This window comes from Dokdonia sp. 4H-3-7-5, assembly GCF_000212355.1.
GTDB lineage: Bacteria > Bacteroidota > Bacteroidia > Flavobacteriales > Flavobacteriaceae > Dokdonia.
Genome location: NC_015496.1, coordinates 2,056,684 through 2,073,169, shown reverse-complemented (window position 1 = coordinate 2,073,169; position 16,486 = coordinate 2,056,684). Strand labels below are relative to the sequence as shown.

Genomic DNA, 16,486 nt, shown 5'->3' with positions numbered 1-16,486 from the left:
AAAATGAAAACTAAATTTTTTATAATTATGATGCTAGTCATCGCTGGTGCATTTACATCATGCTCCGATGACCTAGTTGAGCTAAATATCAATCCTAATCAACCAGAGGTGGTTCCTACTGCAAATATTTTTGCAAGTGCAACCAAATCTTTTACTGATTTCTCAAGAAGTGGATTTAATGAAGGTCGCCTTACGTTGCCTTGGATGCAGTACTGGGGACAAACAGCCTATGCTGATGAAGATAGATTTCTATACCGTGAAACAACTGCAGAATCAATTTACAACAATACGTATTTGACGATGACAGACTTCAAAGCTATTTTAGATTTAAATACTAATGAAGAAACGAGGGGTACTGCAGCAGCGTCTGGAAATAATGATAATCAAATTGCCGCTTCGCGTATCATGCTAGCTTACATGTTTTATGAATTAACAAATTTCTTTGGAGATGTGCCTTACTATTCATACGGTTCTGACAATGAAACGTTTCAAGCAGCACAATTAGAAGCTGGAAACTTCACCCCTGTTTTTGCAGCTCAAGAGGATATTTACACAGATATACTTAAAGAGCTTAGAGAATCTGCAGACATGATTAATGAAGGTGAAGTTGTATTTACCAATGGCGATAACATTTTCAATGGAGATGCAACAAAGTGGAAAAAATTTGCTAATTCACTTATTTTAAGAGTTGCTACAACTATCAAAGGTGTTGATGCGGGTTCATATCAGACTGCCTTTGATGCAGCAGTTGCTAGCGGAGTTATGACATCAAATGATGATAATGCTTCACAAGCCTATGATACTGCAGATGCAAACTCGTCTCCATTATGGGGAGCATTTCTTACAAGAACTGACTTTGCTGTAGCTGCTCCTTTTGTAGAACTACTTAAAGGTGAAAGAGGAAACTTTGATCAAGATCCAAGATTATTCCAAATGGCAGTGCCAATTTCTGTTGACATTGAAGATGTAAAGTCTGGAACTGCTGCAGTAACTATGGACTATGATGATTATTTAGGAGTACCGTATGCATTCAGAAATACTAACTTCTTAGATAGAACAACATATTCGTATCCAAGTAGTAATGTGATTAAGCCAGATTATCGCGAGATACTAATGGAATATGCCGAAGTTCAGTTCTTAATCTCTGAAAGAAACGGTTTCGCGCAAGCGAACTATGAGAACGGTGTAACAGCAAGTATGGAAAAGTGGGGAGTTCCTGCTGCAGATATAGCAACATTTGTGGGTAACCTACCTCCGGCAAATCAAGCAAATGTTTTAAATCAAAAATATATTGCATTATACATGCAAGCGCATCAAGCTTATACAGAATATAGAAGAACTGGTTTCCCTAACATTCTTGTTCAAGTAAACGAAACTGTTGACCTACCACAAGAACAGATTGATGGTTTAGCCCCTGAAAACAGAGTTGAAAGCTATATTTTTGAAGCTGGTCCAGTTGACCCTTCTGTATCTGACTTACCATTTAGATTGAGATATCCTCAAATATTACAAACTCTAAACGGTGCAAATAGAGATGCAGCTGCAGCAAACCTCTCAAATGGTGACTTAATAATAAGTAAACTATTTTGGGACGTTAACTAAACTTTTCTAATTAATATTTATAAAGGCCACTCACATCATGAGTGGCCTTTTTTTATTTGAGCTCATTAAAATGTGAACATTATCTTAAAAAGCGGATGACTTCTTAAAATTGTTAAATAAACAAGAATGACATATTAAATTTACAATTTCATTAACTATTTATGATTTACTCACAATCAATTGATTTTCAATTTATTAAATATCATTTATCTTATTATGCGTCTTAAAAACAACGCTCTAATATTAATTAAAACCTACATTCCGTTAAAGAAATATTAATTTTTATATATAAAATGTTATTTTAGCGATGGCTAATTCAAATAATTTATAAAAATGAAAACAAAGTTTAGTGGAATTTTAACGCTATTGCTAGCGTTTGTAGTGCAAGTTTCCCTTGCACAGACAACAGTTTCCGGAACTGTTACCGAAGAAAATGGTCCTTTGCCTGGTGCAAATGTCATCGTAAAGGGAACAGCTACTGGAACTCAAACCGATTTTGACGGTAATTACTCAATTCAAGCAAGTCCTACTGATGTTCTTATTTTCAGCTTCGTAGGATACACTACAAAAGAAGTTACTGTGGGTAATCAAACTACCATCAATGTAGGGCTCGCTTCAGATAATGCACTGGAGGAAGTTATTGTGACTGCCCAAGGTATTAAAAGAGAAAAGAAAGCTGTAGGTTATGCAGTAACTACGATTCAATCTGAAGCAATTGGATCTAGACCATCAACAGATGTCGCTCGTGTACTTCAAGGAAAAGCTCCTGGGGTTAATATTCAACAGACATCTGGACTAGCAGGGTCTGGTACCAATATTATTATACGTGGTTACTCTTCTATTAATGGAAGTAATCAGCCACTTTTTGTTGTTGATGGTATACCATTTAACACGGCTACTAATTCTGACCAAGGATTTAATTCAGGTGGGAACTCTGCATCATCACGTTTTTTGGATATTGATCCTAATAACATTGCCGAAATCTCAGTTCTTAAAGGATTAAGTGCAACGACGCTATACGGTCAGGCTGGACGTAATGGAGTAGTTCTTATCACGACTAAATCTGGATCTACATCAGGATCTCTACAAAAGAAGTTTGAAGTTTCTGTTGATCAATCATATTTTGTGACGGAGATTGCAAACCTTCCAGATTATCAAGACACATATGGTAATGGATTTTATCAAAGTTACTCTCAGGCCTTTAGTAACTGGGGTCCTAACTTTGACTCTAGAGGTACTAATGGAGTAGATGAAAACGGTAATGTACCTCACCCATATGACAGAGCTGCTTTAGCAGATGTTTTTCCTGAATTTCAGGGAGCTGACTATGCTTATCGTCCTTATGATAGTGTTGAACAATTCTTTACTACTGGTGGTGTAACTACAACTTCTATAGGTGTAAACTCTTCTTCAGACAAGGGATCTTACAATGTAAGTTTTGGACGTACTGACGAGGAAGGTTTTGTTAAAACAAGTACATACCAACGTATTAACTTCAGTGCTGGTGGTTCTACCAAGCTAGCAAATGGCTTAAATATTTCAAGTTCGTTCAACTTTACTAGAACTGATAGAACAACACCTCCTACAGCTGTTGCGACAGGAAGTAACCCTGCTGCAGGAACTGCCTCACTTTTTGCAAACGTACTTTACACACCAAGAAGTGTTGATTTAATAGGACTTCCTTTCCAGAATCCAGTAGATAATTCAAGTGTTTACTATAGAGCTGGAAATGATATTGACAATCCATTTTGGACGTTAAACAACATTCAAAATGATGAACGTGTAAATCGTTTCTTTACTAACATAACTGCCTCATACGATATCAGTGATTGGTTCAATGTAAGCTACCGTGTAGCATATGATACCTACTCACAAGAACAACAATATGGTGCTAATAAAGGAGGTGTACAGATTCAAGGTGGAGTTTTAACAACTTCTAGCAGGATTAATGAAACTTGGGATCATACGTTAAGCTTAAACTTTGACAAGGCAATTTCAGACAAGTTAAATATTGATGGTAACATTGGTCTTAACCCAAGAAGAGAAGTTACAAATCTTCAAGGAGTATCTAGTAATCAACAGTTTGTGTACGGGTTATTGACTCACAATAATTTTGAAGAATCAAATGGTTTTACAGGATTTGCAGAGCAAAACATTATTGGACTTTACGGGAATGTAACACTTGGATATGACAACTACGCATATTTAAACTTACAAGGAAGAAATGACTGGTTCTCTTCGCTACCTCAAGAAAATAGAGCCATTTTCTATCCATCTGCTAGTTTATCATTAATACCTACGTCAGCATTTGAGTCACTAAAAGGTAATGATGTATTAAATTACCTAAAATTAAGAGTTGGTTATGGTTCCTCTGCAGGATTCCCTAATCCATATGCGACGACTATAGGACTTGGAAGTGGTACAAATGTATTCCAAAATCAAGACGGTGGTGCAGTAAACGTTCTAACTGTATCTAACGTGTTAGGAAATCCAGACTTAAAACCTGAACTTATCCAAGAAATTGAGGCAGGAATTGAGGCTCGCTTGTTTAAAAACAGATTATCACTAGATGTATCAGTTTATGACAAAGTATCTAATGATCTAATTATACAAAACAGACTTCTTGATCCTGCTACAGGTTATACCGTTACCTCAGATAATATTGGGGAAATTACAAACAAGGGTATCGAAGTAGGGTTTGGCATTAAAGCAATTCGCGGAGAAGAAGAAGGAGATTTCAACTGGGATATCAATGGACAATGGTCTGTAAACGAAAACATTGTTGAAGATAACGGAGGTGAAGATGGAAGTATTACTGTATTTGCTGGGTTTACTAATTTAGGTAACGCTGCTATTTCAGGTCAAGCTTTTGGTGTAATTGTAGGTAGCTCAATTACGAGAGATGCCAACAACAATTTAGTAGTAGGAAGTGATGGTAACTATCTAGTTGATAATAATCTTTCAGTTATTGGAGATCCTAATGCAGATTGGAGATCTACAGTCATTAATGAATTCTCTTACAAGGGCTTTTCATTACAGGCACAACTTGAATATCAACATGGTGGAGATATGTATTCTACAACTGCTGCGGCTCTATTAGCTCGTGGATTAACAGAAGATACAAATTTTGACAGAACTCAAACGTACATTCTACCTGGTGTAACACAGGATGGTGCTCCGAATAATATCCAAATCGCCGCTACAGACGTAGGATTTGTGAATTCTGGATTCTTCATTGATGAACAAGCCATTTATGATGCGACCTCTATACGTTTAAGAGAAGTATCACTAGGATACTCATTTCCAGAAAAATTACTAGAACGCACTCCACTTGGAAGCTTGAGAGTTAACTTTATTGGGCAAAACTTATGGTTTAAAGCAATAAACTTTCCTGACGGTCTTAATTTTGATCCTGATGTATCAAGTACAGGTGTTGGAAATGGTCAAGGATTTGATTACTTAACTGGACCTACTTCTAAGAGATTTGGTTTTAGTCTTAATGCAACATTCTAATAAAAAGAAAATGAAAAAAATAATATATTCTATATTAGCACTATCAATGATATTTGCTACTAGCTCATGTGAAACCACAGAGTTAGACTTACTAGAGAGTCCTACTCAAGTAGGACAAGACCAACTTGACCCACAATTCCTCTTCAATAATATTCAATTGAATTTTAGAGGTTTTGCCTCTGCTACTGGAGGATATGGATCATTTGCCTCATCTGTAACTAGACAATTCTCAATGACTGGATCTAGTGTGTATGCAGGAGCTTATTCTCCAGGAACCTTTAATGGAATCTGGTCTAATGCTTATGCCGGATTACTTCAGGACATTAAAACACTTGAAAACTTCCCAGAAGCTGAGACTAACTTCTCATACCAACTAGGAGTTTCTAAGATTTTAAAAGCACAAGTACTTTTTACTTTAGTTGACTTTTTTGGGGACGTTCCATTAGAAGAAGCTCTACTTGGAGCTGAAAATCAAAGTCCAAGCTTTACTGATCAGGTATCAGTTTATTTAGCTGCCTTTGAAGAATTAAATCAGGGAAGAGTTCTATTAGCAAGTGGTACAGGAATTGAACCATTAGAAGATTTCTACTACGGCCTTGCAAATTCTTCTACTTCTAGAGCGAAATGGATTACCGCAGCAAACTCCTTAGAACTTCGTGCGCTTAACAATGCAAAAGCAGGTGCAAGTGATTTAGGAATTGACGTTACAGGAAGAATCACTGAACTTCTAAATGCTAATAATTTGATTGATGATGCTTCTGAAGATCTTCAATTTAACTATGGAGCAAATAGACTAAACCCAAATACTCGTCACCCTGGTTATAATGGCAACTATGAAAACGATGCCTCTGGGTATTTAGCTAATTACCTAATGTGGGAAATGACTCAGGAAAAAGGTTTTGATGATCCAAGATTATTTTATTACTTCTACCGTCAAGACACTAATGCCCAAAATGAAGATATCTTCACCTTAGGATGTTCTGTGCAAGCAGCTCCAGGACACTATTCTAGTGTAACTTCTATTTATGAAGATATAGATGTATCAGTACCATTTTGTACTGCTGTACCTGCAAGAGGATATTGGGGGCGTGATCATGGGGACGCAAGTGGTATTCCACCTGATAATACAAAAAGAACAGTTTGGGGACTTTACCCTGCCGGTGGAGCTTTTGACGTAGGCGACGCTGCTGGAATTCAAAATGAAGGTACAGACGGATTATTAGGAGCAGGAATTGAACCAATTCTTTTGAGTACTCACGTTGCATTTATAAAAGCTGAAATTGCTTTAGAATTAGGTATAGGAGATGCTCAAGCAAGCCTCGAGGACGCGATCAGATTTTCAATGGATAAAGTAACCTCTTTTGGATCTTTAAATCCTACTACAGTTGTAATTGCTGATGATTCGGACACTGCTGCAAACGAGGAAGTTCTTTTAGAAGAATTCTTAGCTACACAAGCGCAAATTGATAATTATGTGAACTTTGTAAATGACGCATATAATGCTGCACCTGGAAATGATGATAAATTAAATGTGATAATGAAAGAACAACACATTGCATCATTTGGAAATGGTCTTGAAGTTTATAACGCTTACCGCCGTACTGGATTCCCTAATAACATGCAACCATCTTTAAATCCAAATCCAGGAGATTTTTATAGAAGTGCATTTTATCCAGATACGAGTATAAACAATAATCCTAATGCGCAACAGGCTGATATTTCACGTCAAGTATTTTGGGACAAAAATCCAGCCGGATTTATTAACTAATTTCAAAACTATAAAAAATGAAAAATATTATTAAATCATTTCTCATTGCCTTTGTTGCAGTTGGTATTTTCAGCTGTGAGGATAATGAAAAATACCCATTACCCGCTACGGTTGATGGATCCTTCGTAACGATAGAATTTGACAATCTTATTCTAGATGTTACTGACCTAGATAACACTGCAATTACTGGTGTACTAAAAGCACCTGTTCCTAATGTAGCATCTTATGAATTACAAGTTGCTCGTTCTACAGGAGGAGTATTGTCAGATTATGTGACAGTATATACTACTGATACGTTCCCAGCTAACTTTTCAATTGATTTAGAAGATTTATCTGGAGCTTTAGGGCTTGAAGTTGCAGATTTTGGAGCTGGTGATCGTTTTGATTTTCAAGCAAAGAGTACTTCCACAGATGGAAGTGTAACAGATTTTTCTTTAATCAATCCTGATTTACAAGCAGAACCAGGACAGTTACAGTCATATCAATTTACATCATTCATTTCTTGTCCTTTCAATACAGAAGAAGCGTTAGGAACTTACACTTTTACAAATTGTGGTTTTGGTGCATGTGCTGGAAATCAATTTGAAGTGGTAGCTGGTCCTGATCCTAACACAGTGGTTTTAATCAATCCTTATGATTCTTCTCCACTTAATGCTGGCGATGATCCATTTGAAATTACGATAGTAGTGAACCCAGCAACAGGAATTGGAAGTATTGCTCAACAACGTGCTTTTTCTACATTAGAATACTGTTGTGGAGGGTTTGAGGATACCGAAATTCAGGCAGATTCTGGATTCTACTTTTCTTGTACTGGTACTATTCTATTTACTGCACGTACTATCGTTCCTCAAACAGGAACTGGTGCACTTTTCACATTTGGAAACCGTGCGTTTGAAGCTCAGAAAAACTAAAAAATAAAAATGATGAAACTTAATTATATTAAACATTTCGGAAAATTTGCTTTCGCTGCAGTGCTTGCATTTGGAGTAGTAAGTTGTGAAGATGATGAGCCTGTTTCTGCTGGAGAAGGTGATCCTCTTACAAAAAATATTGTATCAGTAGATGCTACGGTAACCGCTCTCCAGCCAAATGTTGGAGAAGGCAACCTAACACCATTTGCTGTAACAATTGGAAATTCATTTAGCTCTGATGCCACTGTTACGGTAAAAGTAACATTTGATAATGGCGATGTAAGTACTGGAACGGCACTTGTTCCTGCTGGCACTACTACAGGAACGGGATCTTTAACTATGCCATCTGACGATGGTTTTATTCCTGAAGGCTTGGTAGCTGAAAATGCGGGGACGCTATCAGCAACTGCAATCCTTTTAGATGAGTTAGTTGAGGGTACAACATATGTTGTGTCTCCAAACTCCACTGATATTGGAATTTTTTCAGATACTTTAGGAATTGCAGGAGGACTGAATAGCATTTTTGACTGGTCAAATCCACAAAATGCAGATCTTGATTTCTATGTTATAGATGAAGCATTCACTGCTATATTTGAAGATTCTGAAACAGGTTCTCGTTTTGAAAGTGATTTATTCCAAACTAACGGTAGAGAAGATGGCGTGTATGTTTTTTATACTGTAATATTTACTGCACCAGCTGATGAAGCCATTGATTATCAAGTGCTCTCCACATTACCTGATGGTTCTCTTAATGTTTTTGAAGGAACACTTCCTGCTGGAAGCCCTCAAGGCTCTTTTATTCCACTAGGATCATTTGAGAAAGTAACAGACGAAGTAAGTGGAACAATTTCATACACAAACTTTACGGCTCTATAGTTTAAAGTCGTAGTTTATGCAATTAAGGGAGACCCATTACGGTCTCCCTTTTTTATTATCATTAGCACACATTTAATTATTCTATAATAGCTCACCTTTTAACTATCTTTGCGCTATGCAAAAAGACCTACAAATCTTTGGTACTCGTGCCATAATTGAAGCTATACAAGCTGGTAAAGAAATAGATAAAGTATTCCTTCAAAAAGGACTTCATAATCCTTTATTGAGTGAACTCAATACGCTCATCAAAAAAAAAGGTGTACAGACTTCTCATGTGCCTATTGAGAAACTTAACAAACTTACGCAACAAAACCACCAAGGAGCCATTGCCGTAGTAAGTGCAATCTCATTTTATGATTTTGAAGAACTTGTAAACGCTGTTGTAGAAACTGAAGCTGCTCCCCTATTTATATTATTGGATCAATTATCTGATGTGAGAAATTTTGGTGCCATCATACGTACTGCAGAGTGCACAGGTGTACATGGTATTATTATTCCTAAAAAAGGTGGTGCGCCAGTAAATGGTGTGGCTATAAAAACTTCGGCAGGTGCTGCCTTTAATATTCCTATTGCAAAGGTAGATCACATCAAAGATGCTATTTATTACCTACAAGGATCTGGTGTCCAAGTAGTGGCCGCAACCGAAAAAACAGAGACTACTTTATTTGAAACAGACTTTACATCCCCTACCGCTATAGTAATGGGTCGTGAAGACAGTGGTGTGTCTCCTGGAGTTCTTAAGATTGTAGATAAACAAGCAAAACTCCCTCTTAAGGGCTCTATTGCTTCATTAAATGTTTCGGTAGCTTGTGGTGCTTTCCTTTATGAAATAGTAAGACAACGCTCATAAATCACCTTTCTCAGGTGCTTTATGATCTTTATACTCATAACGAATCGTAATAGTTTCCGTTTCCTCATCATGGTCAATTTCTGGAGGTAACTCGAAAAAATTTCCATTTTCATCAAACTGCTGCATGAATGGATCTTCATCTGAAACATAATCGGGTTTTTCCCAATTGTATGTGAGTGGTTTTGGTACGCTTTCGCGAAAGCATAACGCAATCAATCCTCCAGCTATAAATCCAGATAAATGTCCTTCCCAAGATATAGTCTCACTAGTGGGTAATGTACCCCATATGAGGCTACCGTATAGAAAGACAACTATTAAGGAAAGTGCAATAAGTCGAAAGTGCTTTGCTAGAATGCCTTTAAAGAAAAGAAAAGAAACCAAGGCATAAATAAGCCCGCTCATTCCGATATGGTATGAGTCCCGACCTATTAGCCAAGTACCTGTGCCGCTCAATATGACAAGAAGTAAAAGAACACGCCAAGATATTTTCCTATAAAAATAGAACAAGGCGGCACTAAGCACGAGTAATGGTACGGTATTGTGCCATAAATGTTTGATTCCAGAATGAATAAATGGTGAGAAAATCACACCTTTTATTCCCGTTGCCGTACGTGGTCTCACTCCCCACCTAGTAAAGTCTAAACCAAACTTTATCTCTACCCAGAATACTCCCCACATTAAGAGCACAAAGAATAATGGGAATACTACTACCCCATTATAAAACTTAAAATAATCTGCTTCTTTATTCATAAGAATGTGCTTATCTCTTTAACTACAAATTAACGCCCATAGTCGAAGTAGATGTAATATTGTCACTTAAGACCTTAACAAAATAGCTATTTTTGTACTATGAATACTCCACTTGCAGAAAGGTTACGCCCAAAAAAATTAGAAGATTACCTCAGCCAGCAACACCTTGTAGGCCCTAACGGATCACTACAACAGGCGTTAAAGGCGGGTATAATACCGTCGCTTATTTTGTGGGGACCTCCAGGTATAGGAAAAACGACTCTTGCAACTATTATCTCCGAAGAGTCCAACAGACCTTTCTACACCTTGAGCGCTATAAACAGCGGAGTTAAAGATATACGTGACGTCATTGATAAAGCAAAGCAAAGCGGAGGGCTTTTTACACAAAAAAACCCTATCCTTTTTATAGACGAGATTCATAGATTTTCAAAATCTCAACAAGACTCACTACTAGGCGCAGTAGAGCGTGGTTGGGTCACATTAATAGGCGCTACTACAGAAAATCCAAGTTTTGAGGTTATTCCCGCACTGCTATCCCGTTGTCAAGTATATATCCTAAAACCTTTTGACAAGAAAGATTTAGAATTACTACTTAACAGAGCGATTACAGAAGATAGCATTCTCAAGAAGAAAGATATCACACTTAAAGAAACGGAAGCACTACTATTCTTAAGTGGTGGAGATGCTCGTAAATTGCTCAATATATTTGAACTTATAGTAACTACAGAGCCTCAAAAGGAGGTAATTGTTACTAATGATATGGTCCGATCTAAAGTGCAACAGAATATTGTACGTTATGACAAGACTGGAGAGCAGCATTACGACATAATTTCTGCTTTTATAAAATCAATACGCGGTAGTGATCCTAATGCGGCAGTTTATTGGCTTGCCCGTATGATAGAAGGTGGAGAAGATGTTAAATTTATTGCTCGCCGTCTTATTATTGCAGCTTCTGAAGATATTGGGAATGCAAACCCTACGGCATTGGTAATTGCTAATAATTGTTTTCAAGCAGTAACTACAATCGGATATCCAGAAGCACGTATTATACTAAGCCAATGTGTGACTTATCTTGCCACCTCACCAAAAAGTAATGCCTCATACCTTGCAATTGGAAAAGCGCAGCAGCTAGTAAAACAAACAGGAGATCTCTCTGTACCACTTCCGTTACGGAATGCTCCAACGAAGTTAATGAAAGAAATAGGGTATGGTGATGATTACAAGTATTCACATGACTTCCCAGGCAGTTTTGTAAAGCAAGAATTTATGCCACCCGAAATAAGTGGCACCAGATTTTATGAACCTACTAATAATGCCCGCGAAAAATCTTTACGCGAAAGCTTAAAAGAAAAATGGGGCTCTAAATATGGATATTAAAATTATCCTACTTCTTTATAAAGATCATTTCAATAGGATCTGCAATACCTTTTATAATACGTTCTACAATAAGTCGTCCTTCCTTTAAATATCCTTTACCACTAAATTGCGTTGTATTCACTTTAAAAGGAGCGCCTACATTTACATTGATCACCTCACCTATTTTTTGAGAATTTTCAAAAAACTGAATAGAAGAACCAGCCGTAAGTGCCTCATAAGCGCCATCTGTACTTACATAAGATTGTACCGCGAACACAGCTATTTCGACAAGTGACTTATTACCTTCTTGCTCTTGACTAGAAGTAGTAGACTTAAATATGTTATCTACCTTAGGAGTTTTATTTACTGTAGGTCTCTCAACTTTTTCTGTCACAGTAGGTTTTTCGTCAACTACCACAGTGATATTTTCTTGATACGCATAATTAAGCTCTTCAATAGATTCAAAAGCCCTTCTTAAAGCCTCATGATAACTTTTCTTATACTCTTTAAGCTTGCTAGAACCTTCTTCTGAAATAAAGACTACGGCATCATTACAATCTAATAATTTTACTTGCAATTTGGTTCTAAGCATTCCTGAAGATTCAGTAACATCAGCATAGAGTACATTACAACCATTACGCGTATAATCTAAAGGAAGGTCATCACTTTTTGCGACATAAGCCTTAAAACCGTACTTATTGAAAAGAAATGTAGTTAAGCTATTCATTTGATATTGATCTTTTTCATTTAAAAAATCAAATTTCTCAGGCACAATAACGTACTTGTAATCGTTTACAGATTGGGATATTAAAGAAGACCCTACAAATACAGTAAATAATAAGCTAAGTAATAATTTCATTTTGGGATTATTTGTTGTTGAAGACTAGCTGCATTCCAAGCTGCAAACTCGCGCCTTTTGCTTTTGCTAGATTTGTATATTCTAATAAATTATCTGCAGCAAGATAGAGATTAAATTTATCAATTTTTGCACTCATTAAAAGTCCTATGTTTTTACTAGAACGTTTGTCATAAGTATATGTAACTCGCGATAGCAACTTATTGCCCCACTGTTTTTCATAGTAACCCGTTAAGGCTGTTTGAAAACCTCTAGGCCTTTTTGCACTATATAAATGAGCACCTACTCTATTGTTGTAAATTCTTTTTAATTGTGATGTACAATTACAAGCCTCTCCCCTATCCTCTCCAAAGGAATATTGTACAGAGCCATTTATTTTTAAGGGACGCCAACTTGTATAAGGATTAGACAAGCTATCTTCAAGGGTAACTGCATCCTCAAACTCATCTTCTAGCTCTTGCCAATATGAAGTTGTCTCGACTCCTTGTATAGAACCTGGAAATTCAAGCTCAATACCACTTGTCTCGTAATTTCCTATCGCACTAAAATTTCTCACATCTTCTTTATGTTTCACAAAACCAATATCTATAAAACTTCCTGTAACTGTCCATTGATCATTGAGAAAATGTGTAAACCCTATATCTAATCCCATTCCAATGTTATCACTTAGGAAAGCATTACTAGCAATTTCACCAACATCAGTAGACTCCTGATCATCAAATAATGATGCAATTCCAGATGTATTAACTCCTAATTTTGCGTTACGAAGTTGATGACTATAAAAATTAGGACCTTCCGGCGTACTTCTAGTGACAAAGGTTCCAGTGTTATCTATGCTATTTACATTTGCTACGCTCATGTAAACTTTAGCTCTTATACCTAATTGCCAAGAGTCATTTACTTGTTTCTGTAATCCAAAGTGATATACAGAGAGTGACTCTGTTGTAAATGAAAGATCAGAAAAGTCAAATGCCTTATCAATGTAGTCTGCATTACCTCTATAGGCTAGCACTGCGATGTCTTTAGGGAAATAGATGAGTGCATCTGTCTCATGATACAAACCTCCAGAGTAATAAATCTCAGACTTTCTTGATCTCCAACCAAAAGATAAAATCTCTAGCTGCTGATTTAAGCTAAAATAATCCTTATTATCAAGCTCGGCGATTGCAATATCGACAGAGGTATTAATATCACGATCTGACCTAAAGAGGTCGTAAGCGCTTACTCCAGAAGATCCTACCTCAACAGAAAAGCCTGATAAAATTGGTATACCTATATGTTTATCAAAATTAATGACGCTTGCAGGATTACTTAGTAGTGATTGAGGCAACTCTTGAACATTATACAAAAGTTGTCTGTTTTGTGCAGACAACGTATTAAATGATACTAGAAAGATTATAATTGCTAGTATGCGCATACTAAAGATCTGAAAGTTCTAATGAATAAGTTGCTTTACTCTGCAAGGTTAAAATTCCCTCATTTACAACTCCATTAGTAAATAATGTCACTTCATTTACTAGCTGTATGGAATTTCTAATAGCTTCTATATCGTTTTCAGAAAGAATCACTTGATACCTTGTAGTAGCTACCTCCCCATTTTGTGATGCGGTTATAGGAAAGCTCACTTCATATTGAATGGCTCCAGTATTGTCTAAAAATAAAGATCTATTTACAAGAGCACTATTAAATGTATTATCAGAACGATATGTGAGCTCTATTTCTTTTAAATTTTCTTGAACCACATTATCATCAAGAAACTCGAGTCTAGTTGTATCTCTCACAACTAACTGAGCAGTATTTGTATTTGCAGTTTCAAAATCTGAAGCGTTGAGGGTAAAGAAAACAAGGTCTGCATCTATTTTTGGAGTAAGAATAACCTCATCAATACGGTCTAGGTCTATATCACTTACACAAGAAGTAATTACTAATAGCTGAAACACTACTACAATAAAAAAATTTAACCGTCTATAATAACCCATATATGATACGTATTATGCCATGAATGATTAAAACGATAGTTACGCATTTATTATTGCTATAAATGATCTCTAAGCTGAATGATACTATTGACTTCTTTTATTCCTTGCGGTAACACTAGTTTGTGGTAATTAAAACAAATTGCATCCATACCTACATTAATAGCACCTACAACATCTGCTTCATAAGTATCGCCTATCATAATGCTACTACCAGCTGTTGCGCCTGCCTTTTCCATAGCTACATGAAAAATTTTAGGATTTGGCTTTTTCACATTGGCAGACTCACTAGTGGTCATGGTTTTAAAATAAGGTGCTAGTCCAGACTTTTCCATTTTGGTAGTTTGCACCTCTTGAAAACCATTTGTAATAATGTGCATCTTATAGTTAGGCGCTAGATAATCTAGTAGTTCTATGGTACCATCAAATAGAAAGTTATTCTCTGGTAAGTGGTTGATGTAATCGTCAGAGAGTCTATCAATAATATCATCTGTTACAGAAATACCCATTTTATCAAAGGTCTTTTTAAACCTTCCGTAGCGCAGTTGTGCTTTTGTAATGCGCTCTTCTCGATACCATTTCCATTGCTGGAAATTTATAGGGCTATAAACTTCTAAGAACTCGTCGTAATTAATAGACAGATTGTTGAGTTCAAAAATTTTGGCGAAAGCCAAACCACTATTACGGTCAAAGTCCCATAATGTGTGATCTAGGTCAAAAAATATATCTGTAATGTTAGCCATTTGCTAGTAAGTGTCTAAAGAGTTTTTTACTGTAAATATCATCAAAGGAAGCGTTAGAAAATGAAATTCTAAACACGCCTCCTATGCTTTTAAGGCGATCTTGTAACTCCTTGAGAAGTACAAAATCAATAGTATGGTTTTTATAATTTATAATTGCATCAGACTGCATGCACACGGGATTTATCACTAGTGGCGTCTGGATTTCATAATCGAGATCATAGTATAAAAATGATTGCGATGTACCTGCTCTAAAGCCTATAATCCCATCATATCCCATGGTAAAATCTTGTTGAATCTCTTGATCTAACGCATCTCGATATACGTGTGGCAAATTCAATTTAAAATTTGAGATATGTATACTGCGCAACGGTCTGTGCTCTATTTCTTCAAGACGCTTACGTTCTAAACCTAAAGAAACCTTATCACGTGCTGCTTGCGGTGAAACCAGCAAACCTACTTTACAATAATCTCCCACCATTTTTATGGTGCTTTGAAAACTACGTTTTGAATGCTTTATATTCTTCCCGTCCTTACCATAATCTCCTACTTGAAAAAATACCTGAAAGAGACACTTCTCATTTTTCTGCACATTTGTAAGCCACCCAAAGGTGTCATAAGGATCTTTACGAGCACCTACGAGAACTTGCGTACGTTTTAAAATTTCGCGCAAGCGTAATTTACTTATATCTCGCATATAACCTCCCAGCATGCGCAACACACCTAGCTTTCTATATTTAAAAGCTTGCGGCACGGTAATCATCATATGGGTGCTATATGCATTGTTTTTTATCTCGATTAATGGAAATTTATTAACAAGTACTGCAGCAAAGCGATGTATCCAAACATCAATAACTGGTTGCTGCAAAAACCCATGTATACCACCGAGACTCTCTGATGCAGGAAAGCGTCCCAACTCATCTTTTACGTGTGGTAAATACTCTTCATACCTACTTAACAAGTAAAATGTTGCGGCAAAAATATCATAAGGAATCTCTGTCGTTGCTTCTCTTATTTGGAAAAAGCACGGAACACCATCCCAGTCTTGCACACTTACATCCATAGAGAGCACTCCTTGATCAAAAAGCAAGTCTGTACTTCTTATGTGAAGTTCGTTACCTAATTTTTTGTTGGTATATGAAAGTTTAGGTCCCTCGTGAGCAATAAAAGCTTCTAGCTTACTAGTGAACTGCACTGGCACCCCAAGAATACGTGTACATATATGCTTGAATGTATATGAAACACGAGGTGTAATTTTATGCGTATAAACGAGTAACATGAGGCGGGC

The 16,486-nt window shown here is 36.6% G+C and carries 13 protein-coding genes; 7 read left to right on the top strand and 6 right to left on the bottom strand.

The genetic code is table 11. The annotated features are described in order from the left end of the window. The first annotated feature begins 3 nt into the window (after window positions 1-3). The 6 genes from KRODI_RS09115 to rlmB all read left to right on the top strand — a co-directional run bounded on the left by KRODI_RS09115 (window position 4) and on the right by rlmB (window position 9,520). Window positions 4-1,602: a SusD/RagB family nutrient-binding outer membrane lipoprotein gene (locus KRODI_RS09115; protein WP_013751312.1), complete on the top strand. Its 1,599-nt coding sequence runs from the start codon at window positions 4-6 to the stop codon at window positions 1,600-1,602. Between the two features lie 333 nt (window positions 1,603-1,935). Beyond that, the gene (locus tag KRODI_RS09110; protein ID WP_013751311.1) at window positions 1,936-5,115 is read left to right on the top strand and encodes a SusC/RagA family TonB-linked outer membrane protein; all 3,180 of its coding nucleotides are present in this window, start codon (window positions 1,936-1,938) and stop codon (window positions 5,113-5,115) included. A gap of 10 nt (window positions 5,116-5,125) precedes the next feature. Continuing rightward, window positions 5,126-6,883, top strand: coding sequence for a SusD/RagB family nutrient-binding outer membrane lipoprotein (locus tag KRODI_RS09105; RefSeq protein WP_013751310.1), 1,758 nt, complete (start codon window positions 5,126-5,128; stop codon window positions 6,881-6,883). Between the two features lie 17 nt (window positions 6,884-6,900). Further along, window positions 6,901-7,794, top strand: coding sequence for a hypothetical protein (locus tag KRODI_RS09100; protein ID WP_013751309.1), 894 nt, complete (start codon window positions 6,901-6,903; stop codon window positions 7,792-7,794). A gap of 9 nt (window positions 7,795-7,803) precedes the next feature. Then, a complete protein-coding gene (locus tag KRODI_RS09095) occupies window positions 7,804-8,670 on the top strand; it encodes a hypothetical protein (protein ID WP_013751308.1) in 867 nt (288 codons plus the stop codon). Window positions 8,671-8,785: 115 nt separating this feature from the next. After that, on the top strand, window positions 8,786-9,520 hold the full coding sequence (gene rlmB, locus KRODI_RS09090) for a 23S rRNA (guanosine(2251)-2'-O)-methyltransferase RlmB (RefSeq protein ID WP_013751307.1): 735 nt from the start codon (window positions 8,786-8,788) through the stop codon (window positions 9,518-9,520). On the opposite strand, the gene KRODI_RS09085 is transcribed toward rlmB, so the two are convergent. After that, window positions 9,515-10,270, bottom strand: coding sequence for a rhomboid family intramembrane serine protease (locus tag KRODI_RS09085; protein WP_013751306.1), 756 nt, complete (start codon window positions 10,268-10,270; stop codon window positions 9,515-9,517). The genes rlmB and KRODI_RS09085 overlap by 6 nt on opposite strands. Window positions 10,271-10,369: 99 nt before the next feature. Between KRODI_RS09085 and KRODI_RS09080 the strand changes: the two genes are divergently transcribed. Next, window positions 10,370-11,647 (top strand): replication-associated recombination protein A, encoded by a 1,278-nt coding sequence (locus KRODI_RS09080; RefSeq protein WP_013751305.1) that lies wholly within the window; start codon window positions 10,370-10,372, stop codon window positions 11,645-11,647. 7 nt (window positions 11,648-11,654) lie between these two features. Here KRODI_RS09080 and KRODI_RS15110 read toward each other — a convergent pair whose 3' ends face one another. The 5 genes from KRODI_RS15110 to KRODI_RS09055 all read right to left on the bottom strand — a co-directional run bounded on the left by KRODI_RS15110 (window position 11,655) and on the right by KRODI_RS09055 (window position 16,477). Continuing rightward, on the bottom strand, window positions 11,655-12,485 hold the full coding sequence (locus tag KRODI_RS15110; protein WP_013751304.1) for a hypothetical protein: 831 nt from the start codon (window positions 12,483-12,485) through the stop codon (window positions 11,655-11,657). 7 nt (window positions 12,486-12,492) lie between these two features. Further along, on the bottom strand, window positions 12,493-13,899 hold the full coding sequence (locus KRODI_RS09070) for a DUF5723 family protein (protein WP_013751303.1): 1,407 nt from the start codon (window positions 13,897-13,899) through the stop codon (window positions 12,493-12,495). Between the two features lies 1 nt (window position 13,900). Beyond that, entirely contained in the window at window positions 13,901-14,422 is a 522-nt protein-coding gene (locus KRODI_RS09065) for a hypothetical protein (protein ID WP_148235995.1), read from the bottom strand. A gap of 95 nt (window positions 14,423-14,517) precedes the next feature. After that, the gene (locus KRODI_RS09060) at window positions 14,518-15,201 is read right to left on the bottom strand and encodes a YjjG family noncanonical pyrimidine nucleotidase (RefSeq protein WP_013751301.1); all 684 of its coding nucleotides are present in this window, start codon (window positions 15,199-15,201) and stop codon (window positions 14,518-14,520) included. After that, the gene (locus tag KRODI_RS09055; RefSeq protein WP_013751300.1) at window positions 15,194-16,477 is read right to left on the bottom strand and encodes a polysaccharide deacetylase family protein; all 1,284 of its coding nucleotides are present in this window, start codon (window positions 16,475-16,477) and stop codon (window positions 15,194-15,196) included. The genes KRODI_RS09060 and KRODI_RS09055 overlap by 8 nt, the downstream gene beginning before the upstream one ends. Between the last annotated feature and the right edge of the window lie 9 nt (window positions 16,478-16,486).